The following is a 24,160-nucleotide window of genomic DNA, read 5'->3' on the forward strand; positions in this document are numbered from 1 at the left end:
TCGTTTTATCTCAAATTGTTCTTTGTGATTAATGCTTTCGGAAAATGTACCCTGTTAGCCAAACACTATTATTCTCCAACAGGAACCGGAATGTTAACTCCATTTGCAACCGCGGTTCCAAAATTTGGCGAGCCGTCTGCATTCCAGGTCAACTTCTGCATGCGTGGCGTTCTGGATCCATTGGTGGTATTTGCGACACTTCGGGCGTGATAAATAAACCAGTTTTCGCTGTGCAGCACCCCATTTGGGTCGGTATAACTACTGGTGAAAAAACCGTTGTGACCAGGCCCATAAACGCCACTGGCATCGCTTTTAACAAATACCTGCTTTTTATTGATCCAATCGGCAGGTACCATAGGGTCGCCACCATCTTTTAACTGTATCTGCGCCAAACAATAATTATCGCTGCTGTACCTACTGGCAGAATAAATAATAAAAACCGGGCTGTTCGCATCTTTTCTGAGCATAATTGGCCCCTCGTTAACACCTGCACCCAATGAGCCACTTGGTTCGTATTTTTCCCAATTGTTGGTTGGCGATGATATTTTTACCCGATCACTACTGATGGTCCATGGGTTAGCCATCTGTGCGATGTAGATATACTGCTTATACTTAGTGGCCACGTTTTCCCATCCCGACCAAATAAAATAGTTTGTTGTGCCTATGGTTAATACCGAACCATCAATAGCCCATTGATCGCTCAAATCGCTTATTTTCCCTTTAAATGTCCATGTACCGGTGGTAGGGTCGGCATTAGCGTTTTCCAGCACAAACATGCGGTGGGTAACGTCGCCCCCATCATTTGCCGCAAAGTAGAGATACCATTTACCGGAAAGGAAATGTAATTCGGGCGCCCAGATATTAGAAGAATAAGCCGCACCAGCCGGAGGTGTCCACACCACAGTTTCTACTGCTGTAGATAACAATGACATCGATCTGGTTTTTCTAAGTCCGATATTATTGCCGCGTGTATACATAAAAAAATAATAGCCATCTTTTTGGGCAACATAGGGGTCGGCCCTGCTTGCATTGATCAGCGGATTCTGGAAATTCGTATCATGAAAATTAAACATTCCCTGTGTACCGGTTAGCGTGGTGTTTTGCCTTATTTTAGCACCGGGCGTATTGCTTTCGGGATCAATGGCCATTTTCATTCCTGTGGCTTTGTTGGTAAGCGTATATACATTATTACTGCCCGTATAAGTGATAGCCCATTGTTGCGCATCACTACCATCGTCGGTACCTTGCTGTAAAATAGCCCCAGGTGTTGTTGATGGCGATTTTAAACATTTATTGCTGGTGATATTGATCAGTTTGCAATAAGTGGCATCTGTTTTTACCAGCTTCCATTTCTGCCCGTTGTTAGGAAACCATAACCATTGCTGGATGGCGGCATTTTCTGCTGTTGAGTTACCGGTAACTTCGACCACAGGACCATCGGGTAAGGATGACATTCCGCGGATCCGATATATTGCTCCGTCAATCAAGGTACCTAAAGGAGGTGCAGCAGCAATCACATTTAATGCAGCTAGTTTTTCAACGCTGTTTAGGGCGTCATTTCTATCGGCTGATGGGCCTTTCTGGCAAGAACCTGTTAAAACCACAAATGCAGCTGCCAAATGAATCAATAATTTGTTTCTCATAAAAAATACTAAAACTGCAAAGGCATGGTACCGCCGATAGAAGAAATTTGCAGCAAGGTTATTAATTTGGTTAATTTCAAATCAAAGTAAAGGAATGATGCCCGTAAAATTTGTTCATCTTTTTGTCGATATGTCTCAAATCATTTCCCAAAAACAATCCAAACAATTGATAATCAGACCACAACAAAACACCTGTTTAAAACCGGATCATCTGATGCTGAAACATCGATTACACAACAATCCGATTTATATATATTTGATATTAACATGAATATGCGGTTTGTATTATTTTTCTTGTTATGGAGTACATTTTTTGCAGTTTCTACCTGCGGAGGGCAATCTTATTATTTTAAGCAATACCAGGCTGATGATGGGTTGGCACATAATTCTGTAAATACGGTTATACAGGACCATAAAGGCATGATCTGGGTGGGAACCCGCGCTGGTTTAAACCGTTTTGATGGTTATACGTTTAAAACCTTTAAAAACGAAAAAAGCAGATTCGGAAACATCGGCAACAACATTATTGTTAGCCTTGCAGAAGACAAAAAGGGCATGTTGTGGGTGGGTACAGGCCGAGGTATTTTTAAATATGACCCCGTGAAAGAGGTATTTACCCCGCTCACACCTGACTTGAAAAAATACATCAATTCCATTTTAGTAGATCATCAAAACAACCTTTTCTTTTTAGCGAACAGGCAGCTCTTTAAATATGTACAGAAAGATAACAGGGTAATAGACCTTAAAATCAGTGCAGCCTGCATAGCCATTGATGAGCACAGGAACATTGTAATAGGCAATGATGATGGAGAACTGGTAACCTACAATCCTAAGAATGGTTCTAAAACCAGTGTAAAAATAATCGGTCAGAATGTACCTGTAAACTTGCGGTCGATCAGTAAAATATTTCCAACGGGGAATAATAACATACTGGTAGGATGCTTTAAACAGGGCTTAAAAAGCTACAATACCAAAACTGGCGCAATTAAATCATTGATTCTTAAAAACAGCGATAATACCGATATTTATGTACGTGATATTACTGCGGGTGAAAACCACGAATATTGGATTGCAACCGAATCGGGCATTTACATCTACAATTTAGCTACCCATGCCAACATCAACTTGCGCAAACGGCCCGGCGACCCTTATTCTATTCCAGATAATGCCGTGTATACGGTTTGTAAAGATAACGAGGGCGGCATGTGGGCAGGTACTTATTTTGGTGGACTGAGTTATTTTTCGAAAAACAATGCACGGTTTGAAAAATATTATCCGTTACTGGGCACCAATTCCATTTCAGGAAATGCGGTAAGGGAAATCTGTCCCGATAATAAAGGCAATTTGTGGATTGGTACTGAAGATGCCGGCGTGAACAAATTCAACCCAAAAACCGGAATTTTTACCAATTACACGGCCAATGGTAAAGCTGGCAACATATCCTACCCCAACATTCATGGTTTACTTGCCTTGGGCAATAAACTCCTGGTGGGGCCTTTTTTACACGGCATGGAAATAATGGATATAAACACGGGAAAAGTTATAGACCATTTTAAAACCATTGGCGAAGAAAATGAAGAGACTAGCGATTTTGTGCTTTCTATTCACCTTGCTAAAGACAGTACAATTTATGTGGGCACCGGATACAATATGGGATCAGGCCTATTTGTTTTTAATCAAAAGAAAAGAACATTTAAACGGATTAAACAAATCCCTGTAAATTCTTATGTTTACGACATCTGGGAAGATAGGTTTGGTAATATCTGGACGGGTAGCGTATCGAGAGGAGCGTTTTATTACCATCCTAAAACCGGTAAACATGGCAACATCACCTTTGGCGACAAGCTTAACAACAAGAGCGTTCACGAATTTCCGGTATGTGGCATTATTGAAGATAGCAACCATGCCATGTGGTTTACTACTGAAGGCGGTGGCCTGATCAGGCTTAGTCCGGACAGGAAAGTTTTGAAAAAATTCACTACCGAAAATGGTCTGCCTACCAATATTCTGTTCCGTGTGCTCGAAGACAGCTCAAAACATTTGTGGATAAGCTCGCTTAAAGGCCTGATCTGCTTTGATATGCAGACTGAAAAGTTTAAAATCTACACCAAATCAAATGGTTTAATTACCGATCAGTTTAACTTCAGTTCTGCTTATAAAGATCCGAATGGCAGGATGTATTTCGGATCGGTAAGGGGGATGATTTCTTTTAATCCAAAAGATTTTGAACAAAAAGATACCGCACCGCCTACTTTTATCACGGGTTTCCAGATCAATAATAAGGAAGTTCTTCCAAATATTGAAAATAGTCCGCTTAGCAAATCAATTTCCTATACCGATACGATTGTACTTGCACACAACCAGAACAATTTCAGCATCGAATTCGCTACGCTCAACTACTCCTCGCCCGAAGTGACCAGGTATGAATATGTGATGAAAGGCCTAGATCAGGCCACAACCTACCTGAACAACAATAGAAAAGCTTATTTTACAGATTTATCTCCAGGCAGTTATACTTTTCTGGTAAGGGCAAAAAGTAATGTAGAGAGCTGGACAGGAAAAGAGCGCCGCCTTTTTATTAAAATCCTTCCACCATTTTGGAAAAGTATTACGGCATATATTTGTTACCTGTTGATAATCGCAACCGGGCTTTTTCTGGCTATACGCTATTATCACCGTTATATCGAGCGCAAAAACCTCAATAAATTACAGTTATTCGAACACGAAAAGGAAAAAGAGATTTATCAGGCAAAGATCGAATTTTTCACCAATATTGCGCATGAGATACAAACGCCGCTAACCTTAATTTTAGGCCCTGTGGAGATGATGCTAGAGGAGACAAAGGAACAGCCCTTAAAAAGCAGTTTGCTCATGGTCGAAAAAAATGCGAACCGACTGGCCAAACTGACCAATCAATTGCTTGATTTCCGCAAGACAGAAATGCACCAGTTCGGCTTAAATTTTGTAAATACCGATATCAATAACCTGTTAAAAGAACAGGTGAATGCTTTTGAGCAAGAAGCTCAAAAAAGCAAGATCTCGCTTGATCTTGAACTGCCCAAAACGCACATCATTGCATTTGCCGATAGAGAGGCATTGATAAAGATTTTTAACAATTTAATCTCGAATGCGATTAAATATGGAACAAGCAAAGTAATTGTACGGCTCTATACTTCTGGTGAAACAGCAGGCCGTTTTAACGTTACTTTCGCCAATGATGGTAAAGGCATTCCTCAGCAATACCGGGCGCAGATTTTCGAACCGTTTTTCAGGTTATATGGCAAAGATAAACCTGGCACCGGCATTGGGCTTTCGTTGGCAAAATCGTTGGCCGAACTGCATAACGGCTCACTCACGTTATTGGAAGGTGATGCTGACAAAGTGGTTTTTGAACTAATTTTGCCTATACATCAAAAATTTGAATTTAAATTGAGTAGTTGGAAAAAGATAAAATAAACATGACTGACAGCATTTTAATTATTGATGATAATGAAGATATTCTTGAGTTTTTAACGCAGGTATTCGGGAATACCTATAAACTGCATTTGGCAATTAGCGGAGAAGTTGCGCAGGAAATTCTGGATAATGAAATAGTAGATCTTATCATTTCCGATATTATGATGCCCGGGATTGATGGTTTTGAACTTTGCAGGCTGATCAAATCAAACGTAGAATATTGCCACATCCCCATTATCTTATTGACTTCTAAAAACACGTATAAGGCACATATTGAAGGCTTGGAAGTAGGCGCAGATCTTTATATCAAAAAACCATTTTCGCCGCAGCTATTACGTGTTCAGGTGGCAAATCTGCTTCAGAACCGCTTAAAAATTAAAGCCCATTTTGCAAGTGCGCCTTTTGAAGACGTGCGTGTAGTGGCAAACTCGAAAATTGAAGAAGCATTTTTGAAAAGACTGGACGAATATGTGCGTAAAAACATTCAGGATCCTTATCTGGATATCGATCAGCTTGCCGAGCACATGCACATGAGCCGCCCTACCCTTTACCGGAAGATAAAAGCGATTTCTGCCCTATCGCCAAAAGAACTGATTGATGTTACCCGCTTAAAAAAGGCCACTAAGCTGATTGCTCAGAACGAATTCAGCTTTTTTGAGATTGCGAAGATGGTGGGTTACAGCTCTCAAAGCCTGTTCAATAAAAATTTCTTAAGGTATTTTAAAGTGACGCCCCAGGAATATATGAATTCGCTCAGTAAGGATACGAAGGACGAAGAAATTTAAGCAAACCCAAAGATGACCAGATTTAAATCCAGCCATCTTTTTCGATCGAGTGCGGTTAATATTTGAATACTTTTCCCTCTACCATAACCTGCTGACGAGTGGCATCAAAGCTTGCCTTTCCACCGGTACGCACCGCGGCATTGGTCATGATATTGGCGATGGAATGCTGATAACCTGCCTCAACAGGCGCATTAGGCTCTTTTCTGCTTCGGATACACTCCAACCAGTTGCGCATATGGTTAGAGCTCAATATATCGGCACCTGTATTGGCCGATGCTGCTGCAGCTGATGGCGCAGCAAGTTTAATTTCGGGCAATAGGTTCGGCTTCATTTTCATCGCCGCTGCAGCTCTCGCCGTTAAACCTCCATGAGGCGATATGGTATTGGTAATGAGGTTTAATTCTCCCCCATTCGAATAATAGATTTCTGCCGGTCTTTCATCACCGTTATGCATCCTGGAAGTAAATACCACCTGGAAACCTTTAGTCATATCGTCAAGCGGGCCATAATCAAAAACAGCAGTAGTGGTATCCCAATTGCGCCGACCATCTTTCCATTGGTAAATCCCACCGTTTGCGGTAACACTGCGTGGGTGAGAGAGTCCGGTAAACCAATGCACCGTATCAATCTGGTGGCTCATCCATTGGCCGGGCATACCCGAAGAATATGGCCAGAAAAGGCGGTATTCGAGGTATATCCTGGGATCAAAGGCTTCGTATGGCCGGTTCAACAAAAAGCGTTTCCAATCGGTATCCTGCTCTTTCAGCTTAGCTACCAAATCGGGGCGGCGCCAACGGCCAGGCTGATTTACATTCCAGCTCAACTCTACCATGGTAAGATCGCCAAATTTACCCGCTTTGATAAAATCGGCAGCAGCCTGATAATTTTGTCCACTGCGGCGTTGCGAACCAATCTGCAGAATCTGTTTCGAAGACCTTACTGCTTTCAATGCTGCATTGGCATCATCCATGGTTTCGGCAAAAGGTTTTTCGCAATACACATCTTTTTTGTTTTTAACAGCTTCTATGGCGTGCAATGCATGTGCAAAATCTGGCGTACTGATGATTACGGCATCAAGATCTTTCAATGCATAAAGTTCATCATTGTTTTTACAGGAAGTAATGCCATGGCCAATTTTGTTTTTAATGTGTTCAGCACCTAAATCACGGCGGTAATTCCATAGGTCAGAAAGAGCAACAATATCAAAATTAAGTTCTTTGTTATGGTTCAAAAAGCATGGAAACAGCGTATCTTTAAAGCGATCGGAAAAACCAACCACGCCAACCCTAACCCGATCATTGGCACCGATAATATTCGCATAACTCTTGGCCGACATCCCAAAAGTACCTACATAAGTTCCTGCTGCAGCAATTGCCGCTTTTTTTATAAAGTCTCTTCTTGATTCTTCCATCATGCTCATTATTTAAGTATTTTGATTTTAATGTTTCTGTACGAAACACTGTTGCCGTGATCCTGGATCAGGATATGTCCCTTTTTAGCTTCTCCGAAGTTTTTCCATGTTTTATATTTACTTCCAGCCACCAGTTTTCTAAAATCTTCTGACCCGCGCTCATATTCCACTACTTTTACGCCATTTAACCAATGTTCTACATGGCTGTTCGGATAAACACGAATCTCACCACTATTCCATTCGCCAATTGCTTTAATTACCGAAGCAGGTTTGTTTGATGGAATAAGATCATATAAAGAGGCAAGCTTTCGGTTACCGTTTTTGCCCAGTTTAGCATCAGGATGTTTTTCATCATCCAGTACCTGGAACTCAAGGCCAATGCCTGACAGATTGGTTTTTTCTTCTTCAGTTACAAAATATTTTATACCACTATTAGCACCTGCAGTAAGTTTGAAATCGAACTTTAATATAAAGGCCGAATATTCATCCCTGGTTACGATATCGCCGCCCGAACCTTGCTCTTTTCCATTGGATGCCAATACCGTTAAAACTCCATCTTTCATCTCCCAGCCTTTGGCAGGGAACTGTGCTTTAAATATAGCACGCCAACCGTTTGCATCCTTGCCGTTCCACAGCAGCTTATACCCTTGCTTTTTTTCGCTTTTGCTGAGTATATTTTGGGCATAAGTTAGGTTTACGACAAAAATGCCCAATATTAGCATGTAAATTAACCTGTAGTTTTTCATTGAATTTAATTTATAGTTATTTTATGTGTTTAAAGATTTACAGTTATTGGTGTGGCCGCCTAAAGAACAAAAACCACAATAAGTATCATAGCGCTTCATTGGTATCCGCTTGCTGGTTGTCATAGCATTTACAATATGATTTGATTTACGGGTTTATAATTGGTTATCATGCCAAAGTAAGCCAATGGACCTTGTAAAATATGTTCAATTTATTGTTGATTTGTCTCATTTTACCTGATCGAAAACCGAAAGAAAAGAAGAATCGCCGGATAAAATCCCGTTTACAAAAAAACACAGGCAAAAAGGCAAAAACAAACTAAAACATTAAAAATCAACAATTTAAACAAAACAAATAGCTATAAACAGATTAAAAAAAAGTAGGTTGCACCACGGCGATTAGGAATAAAACATTCATTTATGCGCGGCGCTCTAACTTTGGCTTCCCTTTCTCCCTGTGTATAATTGTTTATTTTCGGAAAAATAACCAAATATCAAAAAGACAATTTATACCTTGAAATACATGATCACTTTTCGATTATCTACATTTTTAAAAAAATATGCAAACGGTGTCCAACCAGCAGAAAAAACGAATAAAATAGCCACAAAAAAGTCCTATAGTTTAACAATACAAACTTTGGGCACTTGCCTGGTTTATTTACTGATGAGCTTTTACCTGTTTTCCTGCGGGGTAAAAAAAACACAGACCGAAAATTCCAACACTGATGGCGCTGCGCACCTCTTGCTAAACCCTGCCCTGCCAGGCGATAATCCGGATCCTTCTATCATCAGGGTTGGCAAGGTGTATTACGCCACTTCTACTACAAACGAGTGGGCTCCTTATTTTACTATATATAAATCAACCGACCTTAAAAACTGGAAACTGATCAACCATGTTTTTCCGGATGGATTTAAGGACATGAAAAACCAATGGGGCGAAAATAACTTTTGGGCATCGGAACTGGTCTATGATCAGAAACAGCACCGGATTTATGCCTATTATACAGCGCACAACAGGGAAACAAAAGGTAATCCAGGTTTGCAATGCGGCACAGCCTGGATTGATGCAGATAAAATTGAAAGCGGTAAATTTACCGATAACGGTCCCGTTATTATTGAAGATGAATGTGGCGCAATAGATGCGTTTGAATTACAGCACAATGGCAAAATTTATGCTTTCTGGAAAAACGACGGGAATGGCTGTGGCAAAGAAAGCTGGATCTGGAAACAGGAAATTAACGATAGCCGGACAAAATTACTCGGGCAAAAGAGCAAAGTATTCACCAATAGCCAGCCATGGGAAACCGGATTGGTTGAAGGCGCCTGTTTTTTTACTTTGGGAGAATATGTTTACAGCCTGTATTCTGTTGGTGGCTGCTGTGATGCAAAATGCAATTACAAAACAGGAATTGCCAGAACGAAAGACCTCAACAGTGGTGTGTGGGAGAAATACAGCAACAACCCAATAATGGTGAGTAACGACAAGTGGAATTGCCCCGGCCATGGCACAGTGGTAAAAACTGCAAACAACAGGCTATTTATGCTATACCACGCATTTAACAAAAGTTATGATGTTTTTGTTGGCAGAGAGGGCATTATAGAAGAATTAATTGTTGGTGCTGATGGCTGGCCTGTATTGCATAATGCAACCCTCCCCAACCGTCCTAAAGCCGACCTTAATTTTGTCGACAATTTTGAAAATGATCAAAAACTTGATCTTGCCTGGCAATGGCCCTCCAAATCGGCAAGGCCATCGATGTTTTTTGATAAAGGGTTAAAATTAGCAGCATCTGATGAAAACCATGCACTTGGCACCTTTCTGGGTCAGTACATTAAAACTGTAAATTTTAGCATCAGTGCTGAAATAAAGCCTGATGAAGCAAAAACAGGCATTTGTCTGGGCGGTGCCATTTTTAAAAGCAAGTGGCCTGGCGAACTTGGTGGAATAGGCATTACAGTCTCGAAGGATGGCTTTGCTGTTTTTGACAACTTTGAAGGCGCATATAAGATTCTTAAAACATCAAAAGAAAATTTAGCGGGGCCAGTGCAATTGAAGATGCAGATCAGCAATGATGGGAAACAGATAGAATTTTTCCATAAAAAACAAGGAGCAGAATGGCTTAGTTTTTATCGCACAGATTTTCTGGCAGCCAAGTATGTGCCTTGGGGAATGGGATACAGGGCTGGTATTGTGGTAAAAGGAGATCGTTCGCAAACAGGGACTTTTAACAGCTTTAGATTAATGAATAATTAATGATGCCATTGAAAGCGGAATTATTTTCGGCTTGGAAATGTGTATATTTAAGAATATCGTTAAAACTCAATTATTCTATCACTAACAGACTTAAATATAAAGATCGTCATCTCGACCGAAGCAACGCGGAGCGGAGAGATCTAAAGTTTAAAGATTTCTCCATTGCGCTACCGATTAAAAATCGGCGAGCTTCAGTCGAAAGGACGACCGTTTTTGGCAATCTTATCAATAGTAGCCTGTCGAAGGACTTGCTTAAATATTTCTCTCGCTGGAGCATCCGTGCTGGCTGGGTTTAGTGTGTTATATAGAAGTCAAGTTTTAAAAACTCGACTTCTATAAATTACCAACTACCATTGAATCTGCTGATCCTGATCGGGTATCAATGTATTCAGGTCGCGCTGCATGGATAATGTACCATCTACTTTATATTTTAACCTTTGTCCGGGTACTGTGGTGTAATCCTCAAACTCGTAGGATAAATAAAGCGTGGTATAAATATGTTTCAGGTAGGGAAGTTTTGGGTCCCAGGCTTCATCTCTGGTATAATAAGATTGTGCTGCACCAACTTTAAATTTATTGTTTACGGTATTATCACTCCAGATTTCTAACTTTTTCTTCTGGATATCGATATTCTGATCGGTAAACTTAATAAATACCTTATAGTTTTTGCGGTCCAGGTAATCAATATCCCTGATTCCGGCATACAGAAAAATAGTTTTATCATCCACCACAAAAGTTCGGTGGGTATTAAGGGTTAAGGGCTCAGTATCCCCGTCGAGAAATATTTTATACAAAGTACCACCATATTCGCCAGAATAATCATTAAAGGGCGTAATCCGCAGCATAGCTCTACGATAATATTTTTGTGGATTAGCCTGATAATCATAAGCAGGATCGTTTAAAATCTGTAACGGTAATACCCATTTATCAGATTGATCCAGATCTCCCAAAGTAAAATCGATGGGTACAGTAACCGTGCTCACCCCTGCCGGTACATCTATGGTTTGGGGCATGGTATAATACTTTTTATCCAATTGTTTAAAATACAACTCCTGCCGGTGTCCATACTGCTCCTGATTTAATTTTGCCAGCGTATCAGGGTCTAAACCGAGATGTATGGTGCGGTTTTTTAGATTTGGGGTAGAACCACTGATGATAATCGGAAGGTTAAACCTCACCTTTCCGGTGGCATTATAACGTAAATAACTCCAGCTTACCCCCTGGGCAGTCGGATTTGATTTAAATGATGCCGTTTGAACGAATTGTTCTTCTTTCCATTCATCATTACATGAAACAAAGCATACCGCTGTTGTTATCAATAAAAATAGAATATATATATACTTCTTCATTTTTTGCAGATTATGATTGTTATTCAGGATTTGTCCAGCCCGGATTTTGTGTCAGGTATTTGTTGCGCTTCAATTCATCAAAATGAATTGGCCAAAACCACATTTTGAGCGTAAAAATGGAAGGTAAGGATGGCGTTTCAACCACATTATGGAAAAGGTCTGCCTGCGCTTTAGTGGCATAGGCATTGTAACCATAAACTGGCGCCGACTCTTCCGATTGTGCATCGGTCCAACGGCGCAGATCAAAATAGCGATGCCCTTCGGCAAATAACTCTACCTGGCGTTCTCTCTTCAATTTTATACGAAATCGATTTGGATCAGCATAAACATCTCCCGGATAATCGGCTAACCCGGCACGAATACGGATCGGCTGGATTCCTCTTTTCATTTCAGAAATATTCCTTGAAATTACCTGTGTTTTACTTCCATCCCACGATGGGATGTTATAAGATCCGTTCAGTTCATTTAAGGCTTCTGCATAAATCAGTAATACTTCTGCATAACGGATAGCAGGATCAACCTTTTGCTTCATACGGGTTTGATCATAAGCGGTAACAGCCACATTACTGATATCATCCGGATGCACATATTTTTTAATACCCACCCCTGTACGTGGCCAGTAGGTAGTGTTTTTATAACCATTAGGATCGCCACGGTAGTAGAATATCTGAACATTACTTTTTTCATCTCTTACGCTTTCTGCATTGAGGAGATTCCAGGTAGAACCGTTATACGATACTGAAGCATAAAAGCGGGGTTCGCGCTGAACGAACTGTTTATTTACCCCAACGCCCAAAGGCCCTAATTCGGGGTATTTGGTCAGTTCCGTCTGCGTTACAAAACCCGTTGTGCGGGGCTGGGTATTATAGCGGCCTTCATAACCCTGTCTGCCGGCGTACATGCTGTTCATTCCTGGTATATCGCTACCATCATTCATGGCATAGGCATCTACCTGCTTTTGGGTCATGCCATGCGAATTGTAGCCCTTGCCCTCCAGGCGCGGCAACTGATGCAGTACCAAAACGTTTATGCCTTCGCCCCCCTGGTTTTGGCCATGGGTGAAAATCAGTTCAGGATTTTGATAGGCAGGAACTGTTCCGTTAAACAAAGCACGGTACGACTCATAAGGATCGATATCGCTCCAACCCGAAGGCCAGGCACTATTAGAAAAATTACTGTCAAATGGAGGCGTAACGGTTGCCGGATAAGCAGCATCGCCGGTTGTTTTTTTATAAGCAACGTATAAACGGTATTGGCCCATATCCATTACATCCTTGGCAGCAGCAGCAGCCCTGGCCCATTTGGATTCATCATAGGTTCGGGAAAGTAAGGGTTTCCCATCTTTGGTAACCAGTGCCGCAGCTACATCGGCAGGTGCTTTTCCGTTGGCCAGCGGACTTGCGGCATACAAAAGTATGCGGGCACGGAGCGCTAAAGCTGCACCTTGGGTTGGCCTTGCCAGCTGTTGTATCCCCTGCTGAAGTGAAAGTCCTTTGGCGGCTTCTACCAGTTCGTTCGAGAGGTAAACGGCACATTCTTCATAGGTATTCCGTGGCTGTGCAATTTCATCATACTCTTTGGTGTAATCAATCCCTTCATTGGGTACAATTGGCACCGGGCCATAGGTACGTAACAGTACCCAATAAAAGTAGGCTCTTAAAAAGCGTGCCTGCCCTTTGAGGTTTGCAATTTCCTTTGCTGTAAACTGCTTATTGATATCGATATTATTAATAAATATAGAAGCCTGACGGATGCCTTTATAGGCCACGTTCCATATTTCTTTGCTTTCGCCGTTCAATCCGTTTTCAGTGTATTGTCCGTTTTTCCATCTTTTGTATCCGTCGCTTTCATCGCCGTAATACATATCATCCGCAAAATTAAAGGGCACATATTTTTTACTGCTTACATCCTGCATAAAATTACTACCCAAAAAAGAGTAGGCCTGCGCCAACCATCTGTTTGCATAATCGGTATTGGTAAAAACCTCTTCTGTGGTTAAACGCTCATCAAAGAGGTAATCAGAGTCGAGATATTTTTTACATCCGCCAGCAATTAAAACAATACCTGCGAAAGCTAAAACGATAACCATTTTTTTCATATTCTTCTTTGCTTATAAATTAACTGATACGCCTAATGACATTGTTCTGCTAAGCGGGTAAACTTTTCCTGTTGAACTCCCTAATTCCGGATCCCACAGTTTAAATTTGGTAAATGTGAGCAGGTTGGTGCCAATAAAAAAGAAACGCACATTATTGAGGTGAGCCTTGTTTACCAAGGTTTTAGGCAGCGAATAGCCAATATCCAATGTTTTTAAACGCAGGTAAGAACCATCTCTTAGCCAAAAGGTAGATGCACGGTAGTTATTGGCATTTGGACCATAGGTTAAACGGGGATAATCGGCATTGGGATCTTCATTTTCACCTAACTTCCAGCGGTTGCTATTGGCTACATCACTCAGGATATTTCCCCAATTCTGACCTAAGCTGAACATGTAAACCGACGATCCGTTAATAAAATAAGTAGATTTTCCTACACCCTGAAAATGCACATTGATATCAAGGCCTTTCCAGCTCGCCGAGAGCCCAAATCCGTAGGTAAGATTTGGTCTGGTTGTTGCGCCGATAGCCACAATATCATTATCATCGATAATACCATCGCCGTTAATATCCTTATATTTAATATCGCCCGGCATTACCTCACCGAAGGATTGTTTCGGGCTATTGCGGATATCATCATAATCTTTAAACAGGCCTAAATCCATCAGCCCCCTGGCTTGGTCTACCCGATGGCCTTCCTGCAGTTTGTAAGTATAAATCGTATTTTCTTCATCTCTTTCCAGGATTTCATTTTTGCTATAGGTAACATTGCCGCGTAAGGTGAGATCTACATTGCTTACCTTTTGTTTATAAGTAAAACTGCCATCAAATCCGGCTGCTTTCACCTCGCCCACATTGGCAGAAGGATTATTCTCCAAACCTACGTAGCCGGGCAGAAAATTCCGGCTCATGTAAATTCCATCACGGCGTTCGCGGAAATAATCTACCGAGCCACTAAATTTATCATGGAAGAGTGAATAATCAATCCCCAGATCTTGCTTAGTGGCAATTTCCCAGGTAACATTGGGCGAGGCTACTGAAGAATAACGGATACCTGTCCATGGGTTTGAAGAATCAAAATCACCGAAATTGTATCCTCCTGCAGCCATCTGCTCTAAAGTATAGAGATAAGGAAACCTGATATCACCTAAGTTGTCGTTCCCTGTTTTTCCGTATGAATAACGCACTTTAAACATATCTACCCATCCCAATTTTTTCACGATTGGTTCCTCCCCGATATTCCATGCTCCGGAGATGGCCGGAAAAAATCCGAATCTGTAGTCTTTGTGGAAATTTTCAGAACCTGTGTAACCGAAATTGAAATCAACATAATAGCGCGATTTCCAGTTGTAGTTGGCTCGTCCGGCCAATCCCTGATTCCGTCGTGCAATTCCGTTTTTTAAATCAGAACCGATATTCTGGGTAAATACCTTCGATGCCTGACTATACTTAACCATGGCTCCGAAATTATGTTCGCCTATATTATTGTTATAATGTGTTTCCCATTCAAAGAACTCACGTTTATCGCCGTCGGAACCAGAAGTTTGTGTCATTTTCTGTTCTTCTTTTATGCGTTTAAATACCAGGTTGCCTTCGGTATCGCGGTAACGGTTGGCGCTCCACAGTTCAGGGAATTTGTAGCGTTTGATATAATTATTGTTATAAGTATCATAACCAAAGCGGCCAACAAAACGGAGACCTTTGGTAATGAAATCCAGACCCTGGTTCAGATTTAATGTGGTTTGGATGTTATTGCTCCAGCTTTCGTTATAACCGGTCATGGTACCCTGTACCCAGGGATTAAAGCGATCCATATCATTGTCTGGATTGGTATCGCCATCATCACTTGCAGGGATCTTCCCGTCTGAATATACCAGTGGAGAGGTAATTGCATTGTATCCCATCAGCGCCGTCCATATGGCATCACTGCCCACTCCGGGATCATTTTGTTTCCGTAACGACCCCGAAACACCTACTGTGAGCAAGGTAGATTTGGTGATATCCATATCCACACTCAAACGGTAAGTATATTTATTAAAACTGGCGTTGGTATTGTAGTCTTTCAATGCATCGTCTACCTTATACATGCCCTGCTGGTTCTGGTAGCTTCCCGATAAATAATAACGTGCAGTTTTTCCACCTCCGCTTAAATTGATCATACTACGCTGGCTCTTTGCTGCATCACGCAACACCACATCCATCCAGTTTACATTGGGGAACAGGTCGGGGTCTAAGCCCAGGCGCAGTATTTCGAGTTCTGGTCTCGAAAAAAGAGGTTCCTGATTTCTAACAATTTTTGCCTCATTGGCCATCGACGCATACGCGTAGCCATCCACAAATTCAGGGAGTTTGGTAAGGGTATTGTAAAAGCCTTCTACTTTTGCATTAATATTTACTTTGCCTTCCTTGCCACGTTTGGTTTTGATTAAAATTACACCATTTGCACCTCTGCTCCCATAAATAGCTGTTGCTGAAGCATCTTTTAATACGGAAAAGGATTCCACATCTTCCACATTGATTTCGTTCATATCACGTTCAAAACCATCAATCAATACCAGCGCTGCATTACTGGCTCCGAAAGTAGAAATACTGCGCACCCAAAATTCAGAAATGCTGCCCGGGCGTCCTGAGGTTTGCATGGCCTGGATACCTGGTACCACACCTGCCAGCGCATCTGCTATTGATGTAGAGGGGTTAGATTTAAGCCGGTCTACATTTACAGTTGTAATGGCCCCTGTAATGGATATCTTTTTTTCTGCACCTGTACCGGTAATTACCACCTCGTTTAATACACTGGCATCTGATTCTTTCAGGCTAACATTTACAACACGCTGCTCTTTTACCAATACCTCCTGTTTTTCGTAACCCACATAAGTAAATACCAATGTTTGGTAAGGAGGCATTTTGATACTGAATTTCCCATCACCGTCTGTAATTGCCCCCAGTCCGGGCAGGTTGGCAACAGATATACTTACCCCTGGGATGGGCTGTTTGCCAATATCGGTTACTGTTCCCTTTACTGTTACCTCCTGTGCGAAAACATTAAGGGAGACACCAATCAGCACCATACACGTTAGTAAAATTAATCTCATCATTATATATTTGGTCTTCATCAATTATTCTTCTTTAGCTATTTTGCGGATAAGCCAATTGCCGGTATCACCGATATAAAAACATTTTTTCACATCATCATAGGCAATGGCCTGCGGGTTATTGAAACGGGCTTCGGTACGTAAATCGCCATCGGCATAACCGCTTGTACCATTGTTCCCACGCCCGGCGAATGTACTTACCCTTCCTTGTGGTGTTAAAATGCGTACCGCATGGTTGGCCTTATCGCAGAAATAGAAGTCGTACTGGTCACCTCCCGCTGTTTCATATGCTGGATTTTTAACAAATACCCCCTGTACAGGATTGTTCAAACGTGCATTAGTGCCAATTCCGTCGGCATAACCTGCTGTACCCGCTGCACCACAGATGGTATATGGCGTTTTGAAGGTTTTCTTATCACGATCGTAGTCGGTACGCATGATAAAATGTTTTTCAAACTCGACCAGATAGGCATAATCTCCGGAGGGATGCATCACCATGTAAACGGCCACAGCACTATAAGGATTGGAGAACACCAGTTTATCTTCTTTGGTATTGAAGTCATACCTGCGGATATCGCCCGCTCTAAACCGCGAATAGTACAACTCTCCATTTTGCGGATGAACTATTGTACCGTTTACACCCCGTGCATAAACCTCGATTGCTTTTTTCTGAACAAAATTAGATTCACGGGTGAACAGATAATTGCCATTTTTGGTGTCGCTGGAATGGTTGTGAGAAACAATCATGTCCTGATTTCCGTCCATTCTCCAGTTTAATATCGATACCCTATCGAGATCCGTCCTGAAGTAACTCACATATTGCTTCTCGAAATCAATCAGACGGCAACTGTTTACATCGGCAGAGAAATAGAGGTGGTTATAGTTTTTAGGATCGAAAGTGAGCCACAGTATTCCCTTAAATCCACCACAATCGTTAAAGGGGCCTTCCTTTTCCTCAAAATTAGTTGGCACCTGATAGTATTTACCTAAAAAGGTAGAAACGAGCAGTTTTCTGGTATAAGAAAGCGGTTCTTTTGAGGCACCATGGGCCAATTCCTCATTGTTACCACCGAGAACACTTACTTTTATATCGCCGGCATAGGCCTTTTCGGGAATGATGCAATAAATGGCATTATTTTTTACACCGACAACTTTGGCTGGCTTTCCTCCGATCATCACTTTTATTTTGGAAAGATCGTTTCCGAAATTTTCACCATATATCACCAGGTTATTTCCTACACTTCCGGCTTTAGGGTAAAAATCGCTGACGGTTACGGGCTTAGATGGATCGTAACCAATTTCTTGCGGCAGTTCATCATGTTTACAATGTGTTAAGGAAAGCGCAATCAACCCGAACAGCACCCAACAGATTTGCCAATGCCTGGTTTTAACCTTGTTTTTAATTTTCATATACATATTGCTTTTATCCGGATTTTAGCCGGGTTACACTGAATTTTATTATTTCTTTCCCACGCTGAACACTAACTAATAGTGGTTGTGGCATTGCTGTAAAATTTCGAAATCGCTGGATCGTAATACCCTCAAGCTGACAACATGAAGCAATATTTCCATGGAATGGGCATAGCAATGTCCTTCGGCGTTACAACTGTAGTGCCGATCACGGATCAATAAAGCCCCTTACCTTCTGCAGAAAACATTATTTATCAAGCTGGCAGGCCCACAACATGTTGCAGGATATGCTTACCTCTCTTGTTTAGTCAATGGTGTTTTAGATAAGCTAAATCAGTAAATCGTTTTATTGTTAACAGCAATAATTTTGATCCATTAATAACATCTGATTGGCACTATACTGCAATCTAATGTTCCACTGCATGCAGCGTTATTACTACTAAAATTGGCCTATTTTAGTATTTGCTTACAGGATCAATACGGATTTGTTTTTCTGGTACGAGGAATGTACCTGGAACTGATAAGTATTTATTTGAGCATAGCATCATTTTAGTTTTAATTTCCCTGATTTATTGGTTTTAGATAAATTACTGATTATCAATCGTCTGAAACAAATAATTTGTATCTCATAAAAAAGTATTAAAACTGCAAAAGCATAGTGTTGCTGGTGGAAGAAATTTGCAGTAAGGTTTGTTATTTGGTTAATTGAAATCAAAGTAAAGGAATAGCACCATTATTATCTGTTCAACTTTTTGTCGATTTGTCTCAAATTGTCAAATTGCTATACGCAAAGACTTAAGGTAACTAACTGTAAATTAGCTCCTACTCTTAACAGATAAGCTTCTGAAAACCATTTTAGGCGCTTAAAAACTTACATTAGCCCTTCATCAATGAAACCATAAAAGCTATCAATAGAAACAATAGGTGTTCAAATACATTTATATCGGGCAGCTTCCAATTTATCAACAAATGTATTACTTCGTCTTTTTTCTGCCGGAAACCCGGTTCTTTTCTCCTTTCTCCATTTGAAGATAACCTTCTCTAAAGTATTTTTAACGGAGGAGAAATTAACCAGGTGTGATTAGCGACGTCTTAGAAAGCCAAAAGCAGATAAAGGCGCTCATAATTTTTTAAACCTTTGAACACCAACAATCTCCTACATACCATAGTATTCAGTTTTAAAAAGCATTATCTTTACAAACAATCGAGATATGAATGTAATTGAAAGAAATAATGTAATTGTCAAAGGAGCTGGCGAGAAAGTGATGATGTTCGCACACGGTTTTGGCTGTGATCAGAATATGTGGCGTTTTGTTTATCCTGCTTTTGAGGCTGACTACAAGATTATATTATTTGATCATGTTGGTGCTGGTGGCTCAGATCTTTCTGCTTATTCATACGAGAAATACAATAATCTTAATGGCTACGCCCAAGATATTGTAGAAATTGCAAATACGCTGGATTTTAGAGATATGGTTTTCGTCGGGCATTCGGTGAGCGCAGTCATGGGACTTATTGCAGCAGAAATTGCTCCTGAACTTTTCAAATGCCTCATTCTGGTTAGCCCCTCTCCATCTTACATCAATCAGGATGATTATGTAGGTGGCTTTAACAGAGCAGAAATTGAAGAATTACTCGAATCCCTGGACAACAACCACCTTGGCTGGTCTATGGCCATGGCTCCGGTTATTATGGGAAATCCAAACAGGAAGGAACTTGGGGATGAATTATCCAATAGTTTTTGTAAAACAGATCCTGAAATTGCCAAACATTTTGCCCGTACTACCTTTCTGACAGATAAACGTGACATTTTAGACAAAACAAATGTGCCCGCATTAATTTTGCAATGCAGTAATGATGTGATCGCACCTGTTGAAGTAGGTCACTATATGCACAGGCATATGCCGGGAAGTAAACTTGTTGTTATGGACGCCACAGGCCATTGCCCAAACTTAAGTGCTCCTGAAGAAACAATTGCAAACATGATCAGCTATCTTAATGGATAATAACCATATCACTCACTTATCACCCTTAGCAAAAGATTTTGACGATTTTTTTGAAACCGCACTATGCGGATTTGTGATTACTGATGGGGAGGGAAAAATTGTCCGCGTAAACACCCGCACGGCACAATGGTTAAACAGTACTCCCGATCAATTTCAGGGCAAACGTTTTTCTGATCTCCTAGCCGTTGGAGGTAAGATTTATTTCGAGACCCACCTTTGGCCATTGTTGCGGATGCAAGGGTATTTTGATGAAGTAGCTGTAGAACTTGCCAATTCAGGTCATGGAAAAATGCCCGTTTACATTAACGGCTATGAAAGAAAAGGAGACAATAACCAACCTCTTTTCATGCGGTTTACCTTGTTTAAGGCGTCAGACCGGAGACTGTATGAAGAAAATCTCCAGATTGCAAAACAGCTCGCCGAAGATAAGTTAAACATTGAACAGAAAAACTCCAAGCTCAGGGAACAGTTTATTGCAGTTTTGGGCCATGATCTGCGTAATCCGCTAGGTGGAATTATGAGCGCAGCTCAGCTGCTTGCAAGAACCGATATTAACCAGCGGGAAGAAAGGCTTGTTAATATCATACAATCGGGTTCTAAAAGAATGTATGAGATGATCAACAACATCATGGATTTTGCACATGGCCGTTTAGGTGGAGGCATTCCCGTAAACCCCGTTATTGTTGATCTTGAAGCGCTGCTCAACCAGATAAGTGACGAATTAAAGGTAGCATGGCCTGATAGACATATTGAATCAGATTTCGAAATTGGTGAAACTGTAGAATGCGATCCCTCACGCATCTCTCAGTTAATATCTAACCTGCTCGCGAATGCCATTACCCACGGTTCGACTGAAACCCCTATTGTGTTCAAAGCGTTGGTAAAAGACAACTTTTGGGAGGTTTCCATCTCCAATAACGGAAGCATTCCTGAGAAGGCAATGGCACACATTTTCCACCCATTCCATAGAGAAGGTGCACAATCAAGTCAGAACGGTCTTGGACTGGGATTATACATTGCTTCAGAGATAGCAAAGAGCCATAATGGAACGCTGACTGTCACATCAGACTATCAAAAAACGTGTTTTACATTCCATGCCCCTATTGCCAACCAAAGCCTCCCAGACTAATTACCTAAACTGGTTTAGTTCCGTTAGAAACCTACGTTATTTCAGAGATATGAATGGGCTATTAAAAAACGGCATGTTTCCTTGAAAAATACGAATGAAAATATCTAAAAACCTTATTTACATTAAAACCAACAAATGTAAACCATTTCCGAAACAGGAATAACAGTGGATACCTGCCCTGTGCATAATGCCAGCAGGCGTATGAGCGGATGAGCCTGGCTGTTGCCAAAAAACACAAACACAGCAAGCTTATAAACGCAAAAAGCCACTGATTTACACCAGTGGCCTTATTTCCCAAAACAGTCTCCTGTTTTATTTTGCACTATTTTTTTTCTCGGTAACCTCAGCCCTGATCTCTTGGGCAAGGTTTTTAAGGTCTTGCATTGCCTTACGTACACGTGTACCAGCTGCTCCGTTTCCGCCATCATAAAATTTTGCTACATCAGCCTCAACTGAAGCAATCACTTCTTGTACCTGTTTGAATTTGTCCATAACTGTTTTTTAAAGGGCCAAAGGCCGCTCGTATTAAATAATTTTGTTTTAGGAAACCGTATTCCAGCTCCAAAACTAAACATTTCAATCAAAAAGCGAAAAATAACCCCTGAAAATCGATATTTCAGGATAACTGCTAAACTCAATTGGTCGCTTTGCAACCATCTTTCACTAAAATAAATGTCCGTTCGATGTAGTAATTTAAAAATAGCCTCTATTTAAGCATTCTATATTCTCTACCATAGCGCGTTAATTGATACTTATTTTTAAAATACTTATAATCAAATAGTTAAACCATAAGCATTTTAAAAAAAACAGGCAGATTTCTCTCGATAAATCTGCCTGCTCTAAATTTAGTAGCCAGGGTTTTGATATGCTTTCTTTGCCTCATCAGACATTTGCATGCCATCTATCTGCCCTTGTGGAATTGGACGGAGATAAAGATTCGGAGTAATCGTTCTGGTAACAGTTATTGGTGTATGGTCGCCATATCCTATACCACCAATACTGAAAGTAGTGGATAACTCCGCCCATTTTTGCGTTCTAATGAGATCGAATCTTCTGTATCCTTCCGCATAATATTCACGCGATCGCTCTGCCAAAATATAATTGATATCAATTGTTGCTGGGGTTGCGGCAATCATGGCTGCACTATTGTCGGCTACTTTTGCCACATTACCATTATTATCCCAACGCCATTTTCCGGCACGGGCCCTCACCACATTAATCAGTTCGCGTGCACTTTTACCTGCTTTGGGTGTAGCGCCTTTTACAGCAGCTTCGGCAGCTACGAAGTAAAGTTCAGAAAACTTTGCAATAGGATAAGGCCGGGTACTACCTGCATTTGGCTGACCTAAACCTGTGCCATTATCTGTGCGGTAAGGACCCAGTTTCCAAAGACCCGGATAAACAATTCTGCTTATTCCCGATGGGGAAATCACATAATCTGCCCTTCCTGGCAATGTGCCTGCGCCAACATTACTTGTTCCGGCTCCGCTTGGATAACTCACCGCGCTATTATCAGCATCCAGAAAAGTTAAAACGGCATTTCCGGGAACAATAGACAAGCCATTGGCATTAACCAAAGAGGCAGGGGCTGATTCTGGAGGGTTATATCCTTTAGGCCAATTTCCACGATATACCGTTGTAAAGGTACCATCATAACGCGAATCCAATGTTTTATCGGCAAAAGTATTTTTAAACACTTCAATAGGAGGAGCCATCCGGTTCCATGGCCTGCCAAGGTGTTGCTCGGCTTCACGCTGAACCGAACTGATTCCTCCGCTTCTGATATTGGTGTAATTCCAGGTCATCATCCAACCTGCAAAATTATCAGGTGCCCCACCACTACCAAAGGTTAAACTACCGCCATTAAAACGTTCGCTCGTTTGGGTATGATCAGCATATAACAACATTTCTTTGTTACGATCATTCGATCCTAAATTCACATCGTAATAGGTATCTACCAAACCATAAGATCCAGGACTTTCTATGGCTGCAGTTGAAACATCATAAGCTTGTTGAAAATACCAGTTTGCGTCATGTCCGTCAGGATCAGTACGGTTTGCTGCAGGATAGGTTGGGATATTGTTGGGGTTTTGCAGCCACCAGCCATAAGTTAGGTAGGCTTTTGCCAAATACAGTCGTGCCAAAGTTTTTGTTACCCCTCCCGTAACGCGGGCTGCAACAGGTAAATCGGCAACGGCAGTCAATAAATCAGGAAATACTGCCTTTGTATATACCTCGGGAACTGTATTGCGAACTGATGTTCTTACGGGACTGGTATTGAATTTAAGTTGTCCGGCACCCAAATCGAGTGGTACCCCACCAAAGGTCTGTACCAACAAAAAATAATCAAAGGCGCGGAAGAATCTTGCTTCCGCAACCAATGAAGAGGCAATACCTGCGGCACTGGCATTCTCAATTACGCCACTTGCTGTATTAATATTCGGAAAGGCTTCTCCCCATAATACGCTGCTGGGATAACTTGTAGAAAGTATTGACCCAACACCTGAGCAATCCATATCCTTAAAATTGCCATCAGCATCTTTGCCCCAAGTAGCCTCATCGGTACCGGTAATTAGCGAATTATAATAATAGGCCTGCCCATACATGTTGCGGAGGTGACCGTACATTGCTGTAAGGCCACCATTTACGCCTGTTACGGTTTTAAAGTAATCTGGTGTAAAGACACTGCGGGGTTCTTCTTCAAGAATTTTTTTACAGCCTGAGAAAACGACCATCCCAAGCCAAACGCTCAATGTTATATTTAAATGTATACGTTTCATATCGGT

14 protein-coding genes are annotated in these 24,160 nt (G+C 41.3%); 5 read left to right on the top strand and 9 right to left on the bottom strand.

Annotated elements, in window-relative coordinates; translation table 11 throughout:
* Positions 1-68: 68 nt before the first annotated feature.
* Positions 69-1,643 carry a family 43 glycosylhydrolase gene (locus ACTJKN_RS24685; RefSeq protein ID WP_440828311.1) on the bottom strand — a complete coding sequence of 525 codons (1,575 nt, stop codon included), beginning with the start codon at positions 1,641-1,643 and terminating at the stop codon, positions 69-71.
* Between the two features lie 273 nt (positions 1,644-1,916).
* On the opposite strand from ACTJKN_RS24685, the gene ACTJKN_RS24690 reads away from it, so the two are divergent.
* Together ACTJKN_RS24690 and ACTJKN_RS24695 are read left to right on the top strand one after the other, a co-directional pair.
* Complete coding sequence (locus ACTJKN_RS24690; protein ID WP_440828312.1) at positions 1,917-5,099, top strand: ligand-binding sensor domain-containing protein; 3,183 nt, start codon at positions 1,917-1,919, stop codon at positions 5,097-5,099.
* Between the two features lie 2 nt (positions 5,100-5,101).
* The gene (locus ACTJKN_RS24695; protein ID WP_440828313.1) at positions 5,102-5,884 is read left to right on the top strand and encodes a response regulator; all 783 of its coding nucleotides are present in this window, start codon (positions 5,102-5,104) and stop codon (positions 5,882-5,884) included.
* A 55-nt stretch (positions 5,885-5,939) separates the two neighbouring features.
* Here the strand turns inward: ACTJKN_RS24695 and ACTJKN_RS24700 are convergent, their stop codons facing one another.
* Positions 5,940-7,295 carry a Gfo/Idh/MocA family protein gene (locus ACTJKN_RS24700; protein ID WP_440828382.1) on the bottom strand — a complete coding sequence of 452 codons (1,356 nt, stop codon included), beginning with the start codon at positions 7,293-7,295 and terminating at the stop codon, positions 5,940-5,942.
* Between the two features lie 8 nt (positions 7,296-7,303).
* Positions 7,304-8,041, bottom strand: a complete 738-nt coding sequence (locus ACTJKN_RS24705) for a 3-keto-disaccharide hydrolase (protein WP_440828314.1) — start codon at positions 8,039-8,041, stop codon at positions 7,304-7,306.
* Positions 8,042-8,561: 520 nt separating this feature from the next.
* Here ACTJKN_RS24705 and ACTJKN_RS24710 point away from each other — a divergent pair.
* A complete protein-coding gene (locus ACTJKN_RS24710; RefSeq protein WP_440828315.1) occupies positions 8,562-10,292 on the top strand; it encodes a glycoside hydrolase family 43 protein in 1,731 nt (576 codons plus the stop codon).
* Positions 10,293-10,639: 347 nt separating this feature from the next.
* Here the strand turns inward: ACTJKN_RS24710 and ACTJKN_RS24715 are convergent, their stop codons facing one another.
* Genes ACTJKN_RS24715 through ACTJKN_RS24730 form a run of 4 tightly spaced genes read right to left on the bottom strand, consistent with a single transcriptional unit; the run spans position 10,640 to position 18,239 of the window.
* Positions 10,640-11,641, bottom strand: coding sequence for a DUF4973 domain-containing protein (locus ACTJKN_RS24715; protein ID WP_440828316.1), 1,002 nt, complete (start codon positions 11,639-11,641; stop codon positions 10,640-10,642).
* A gap of 19 nt (positions 11,642-11,660) precedes the next feature.
* Positions 11,661-13,739 (bottom strand): RagB/SusD family nutrient uptake outer membrane protein, encoded by a 2,079-nt coding sequence (locus tag ACTJKN_RS24720; protein ID WP_440828317.1) that lies wholly within the window; start codon positions 13,737-13,739, stop codon positions 11,661-11,663.
* A 12-nt stretch (positions 13,740-13,751) separates the two neighbouring features.
* A complete protein-coding gene (locus ACTJKN_RS24725; protein ID WP_440828318.1) occupies positions 13,752-16,832 on the bottom strand; it encodes a SusC/RagA family TonB-linked outer membrane protein in 3,081 nt (1,026 codons plus the stop codon).
* Between the two features lie 21 nt (positions 16,833-16,853).
* Complete coding sequence (locus ACTJKN_RS24730) at positions 16,854-18,239, bottom strand: IPT/TIG domain-containing protein (RefSeq protein ID WP_440828319.1); 1,386 nt, start codon at positions 18,237-18,239, stop codon at positions 16,854-16,856.
* Between the two features lie 1,211 nt (positions 18,240-19,450).
* On the opposite strand from ACTJKN_RS24730, the gene ACTJKN_RS24735 reads away from it, so the two are divergent.
* Together ACTJKN_RS24735 and ACTJKN_RS24740 are read left to right on the top strand one after the other, a co-directional pair.
* The gene (locus ACTJKN_RS24735; protein WP_440828320.1) at positions 19,451-20,245 is read left to right on the top strand and encodes an alpha/beta fold hydrolase; all 795 of its coding nucleotides are present in this window, start codon (positions 19,451-19,453) and stop codon (positions 20,243-20,245) included.
* Positions 20,238-21,374, top strand: a complete 1,137-nt coding sequence (locus ACTJKN_RS24740; protein WP_440828321.1) for a PAS domain-containing sensor histidine kinase — start codon at positions 20,238-20,240, stop codon at positions 21,372-21,374. Before ACTJKN_RS24735 ends, ACTJKN_RS24740 begins: the two co-directional genes overlap by 8 nt.
* Before the next feature lie 312 nt (positions 21,375-21,686).
* Here ACTJKN_RS24740 and ACTJKN_RS24745 read toward each other — a convergent pair whose 3' ends face one another.
* Positions 21,687-21,866, bottom strand: coding sequence for a histone H1 (locus tag ACTJKN_RS24745; protein WP_307531229.1), 180 nt, complete (start codon positions 21,864-21,866; stop codon positions 21,687-21,689).
* A gap of 353 nt (positions 21,867-22,219) precedes the next feature.
* Positions 22,220-24,154 (bottom strand): RagB/SusD family nutrient uptake outer membrane protein, encoded by a 1,935-nt coding sequence (locus tag ACTJKN_RS24750; protein ID WP_440828322.1) that lies wholly within the window; start codon positions 24,152-24,154, stop codon positions 22,220-22,222.
* Positions 24,155-24,160: the final 6 nt, after the last annotated feature.

It is taken from the genome of Pedobacter sp. 22163, assembly GCF_052045595.1.
GTDB lineage: Bacteria > Bacteroidota > Bacteroidia > Sphingobacteriales > Sphingobacteriaceae > Pedobacter.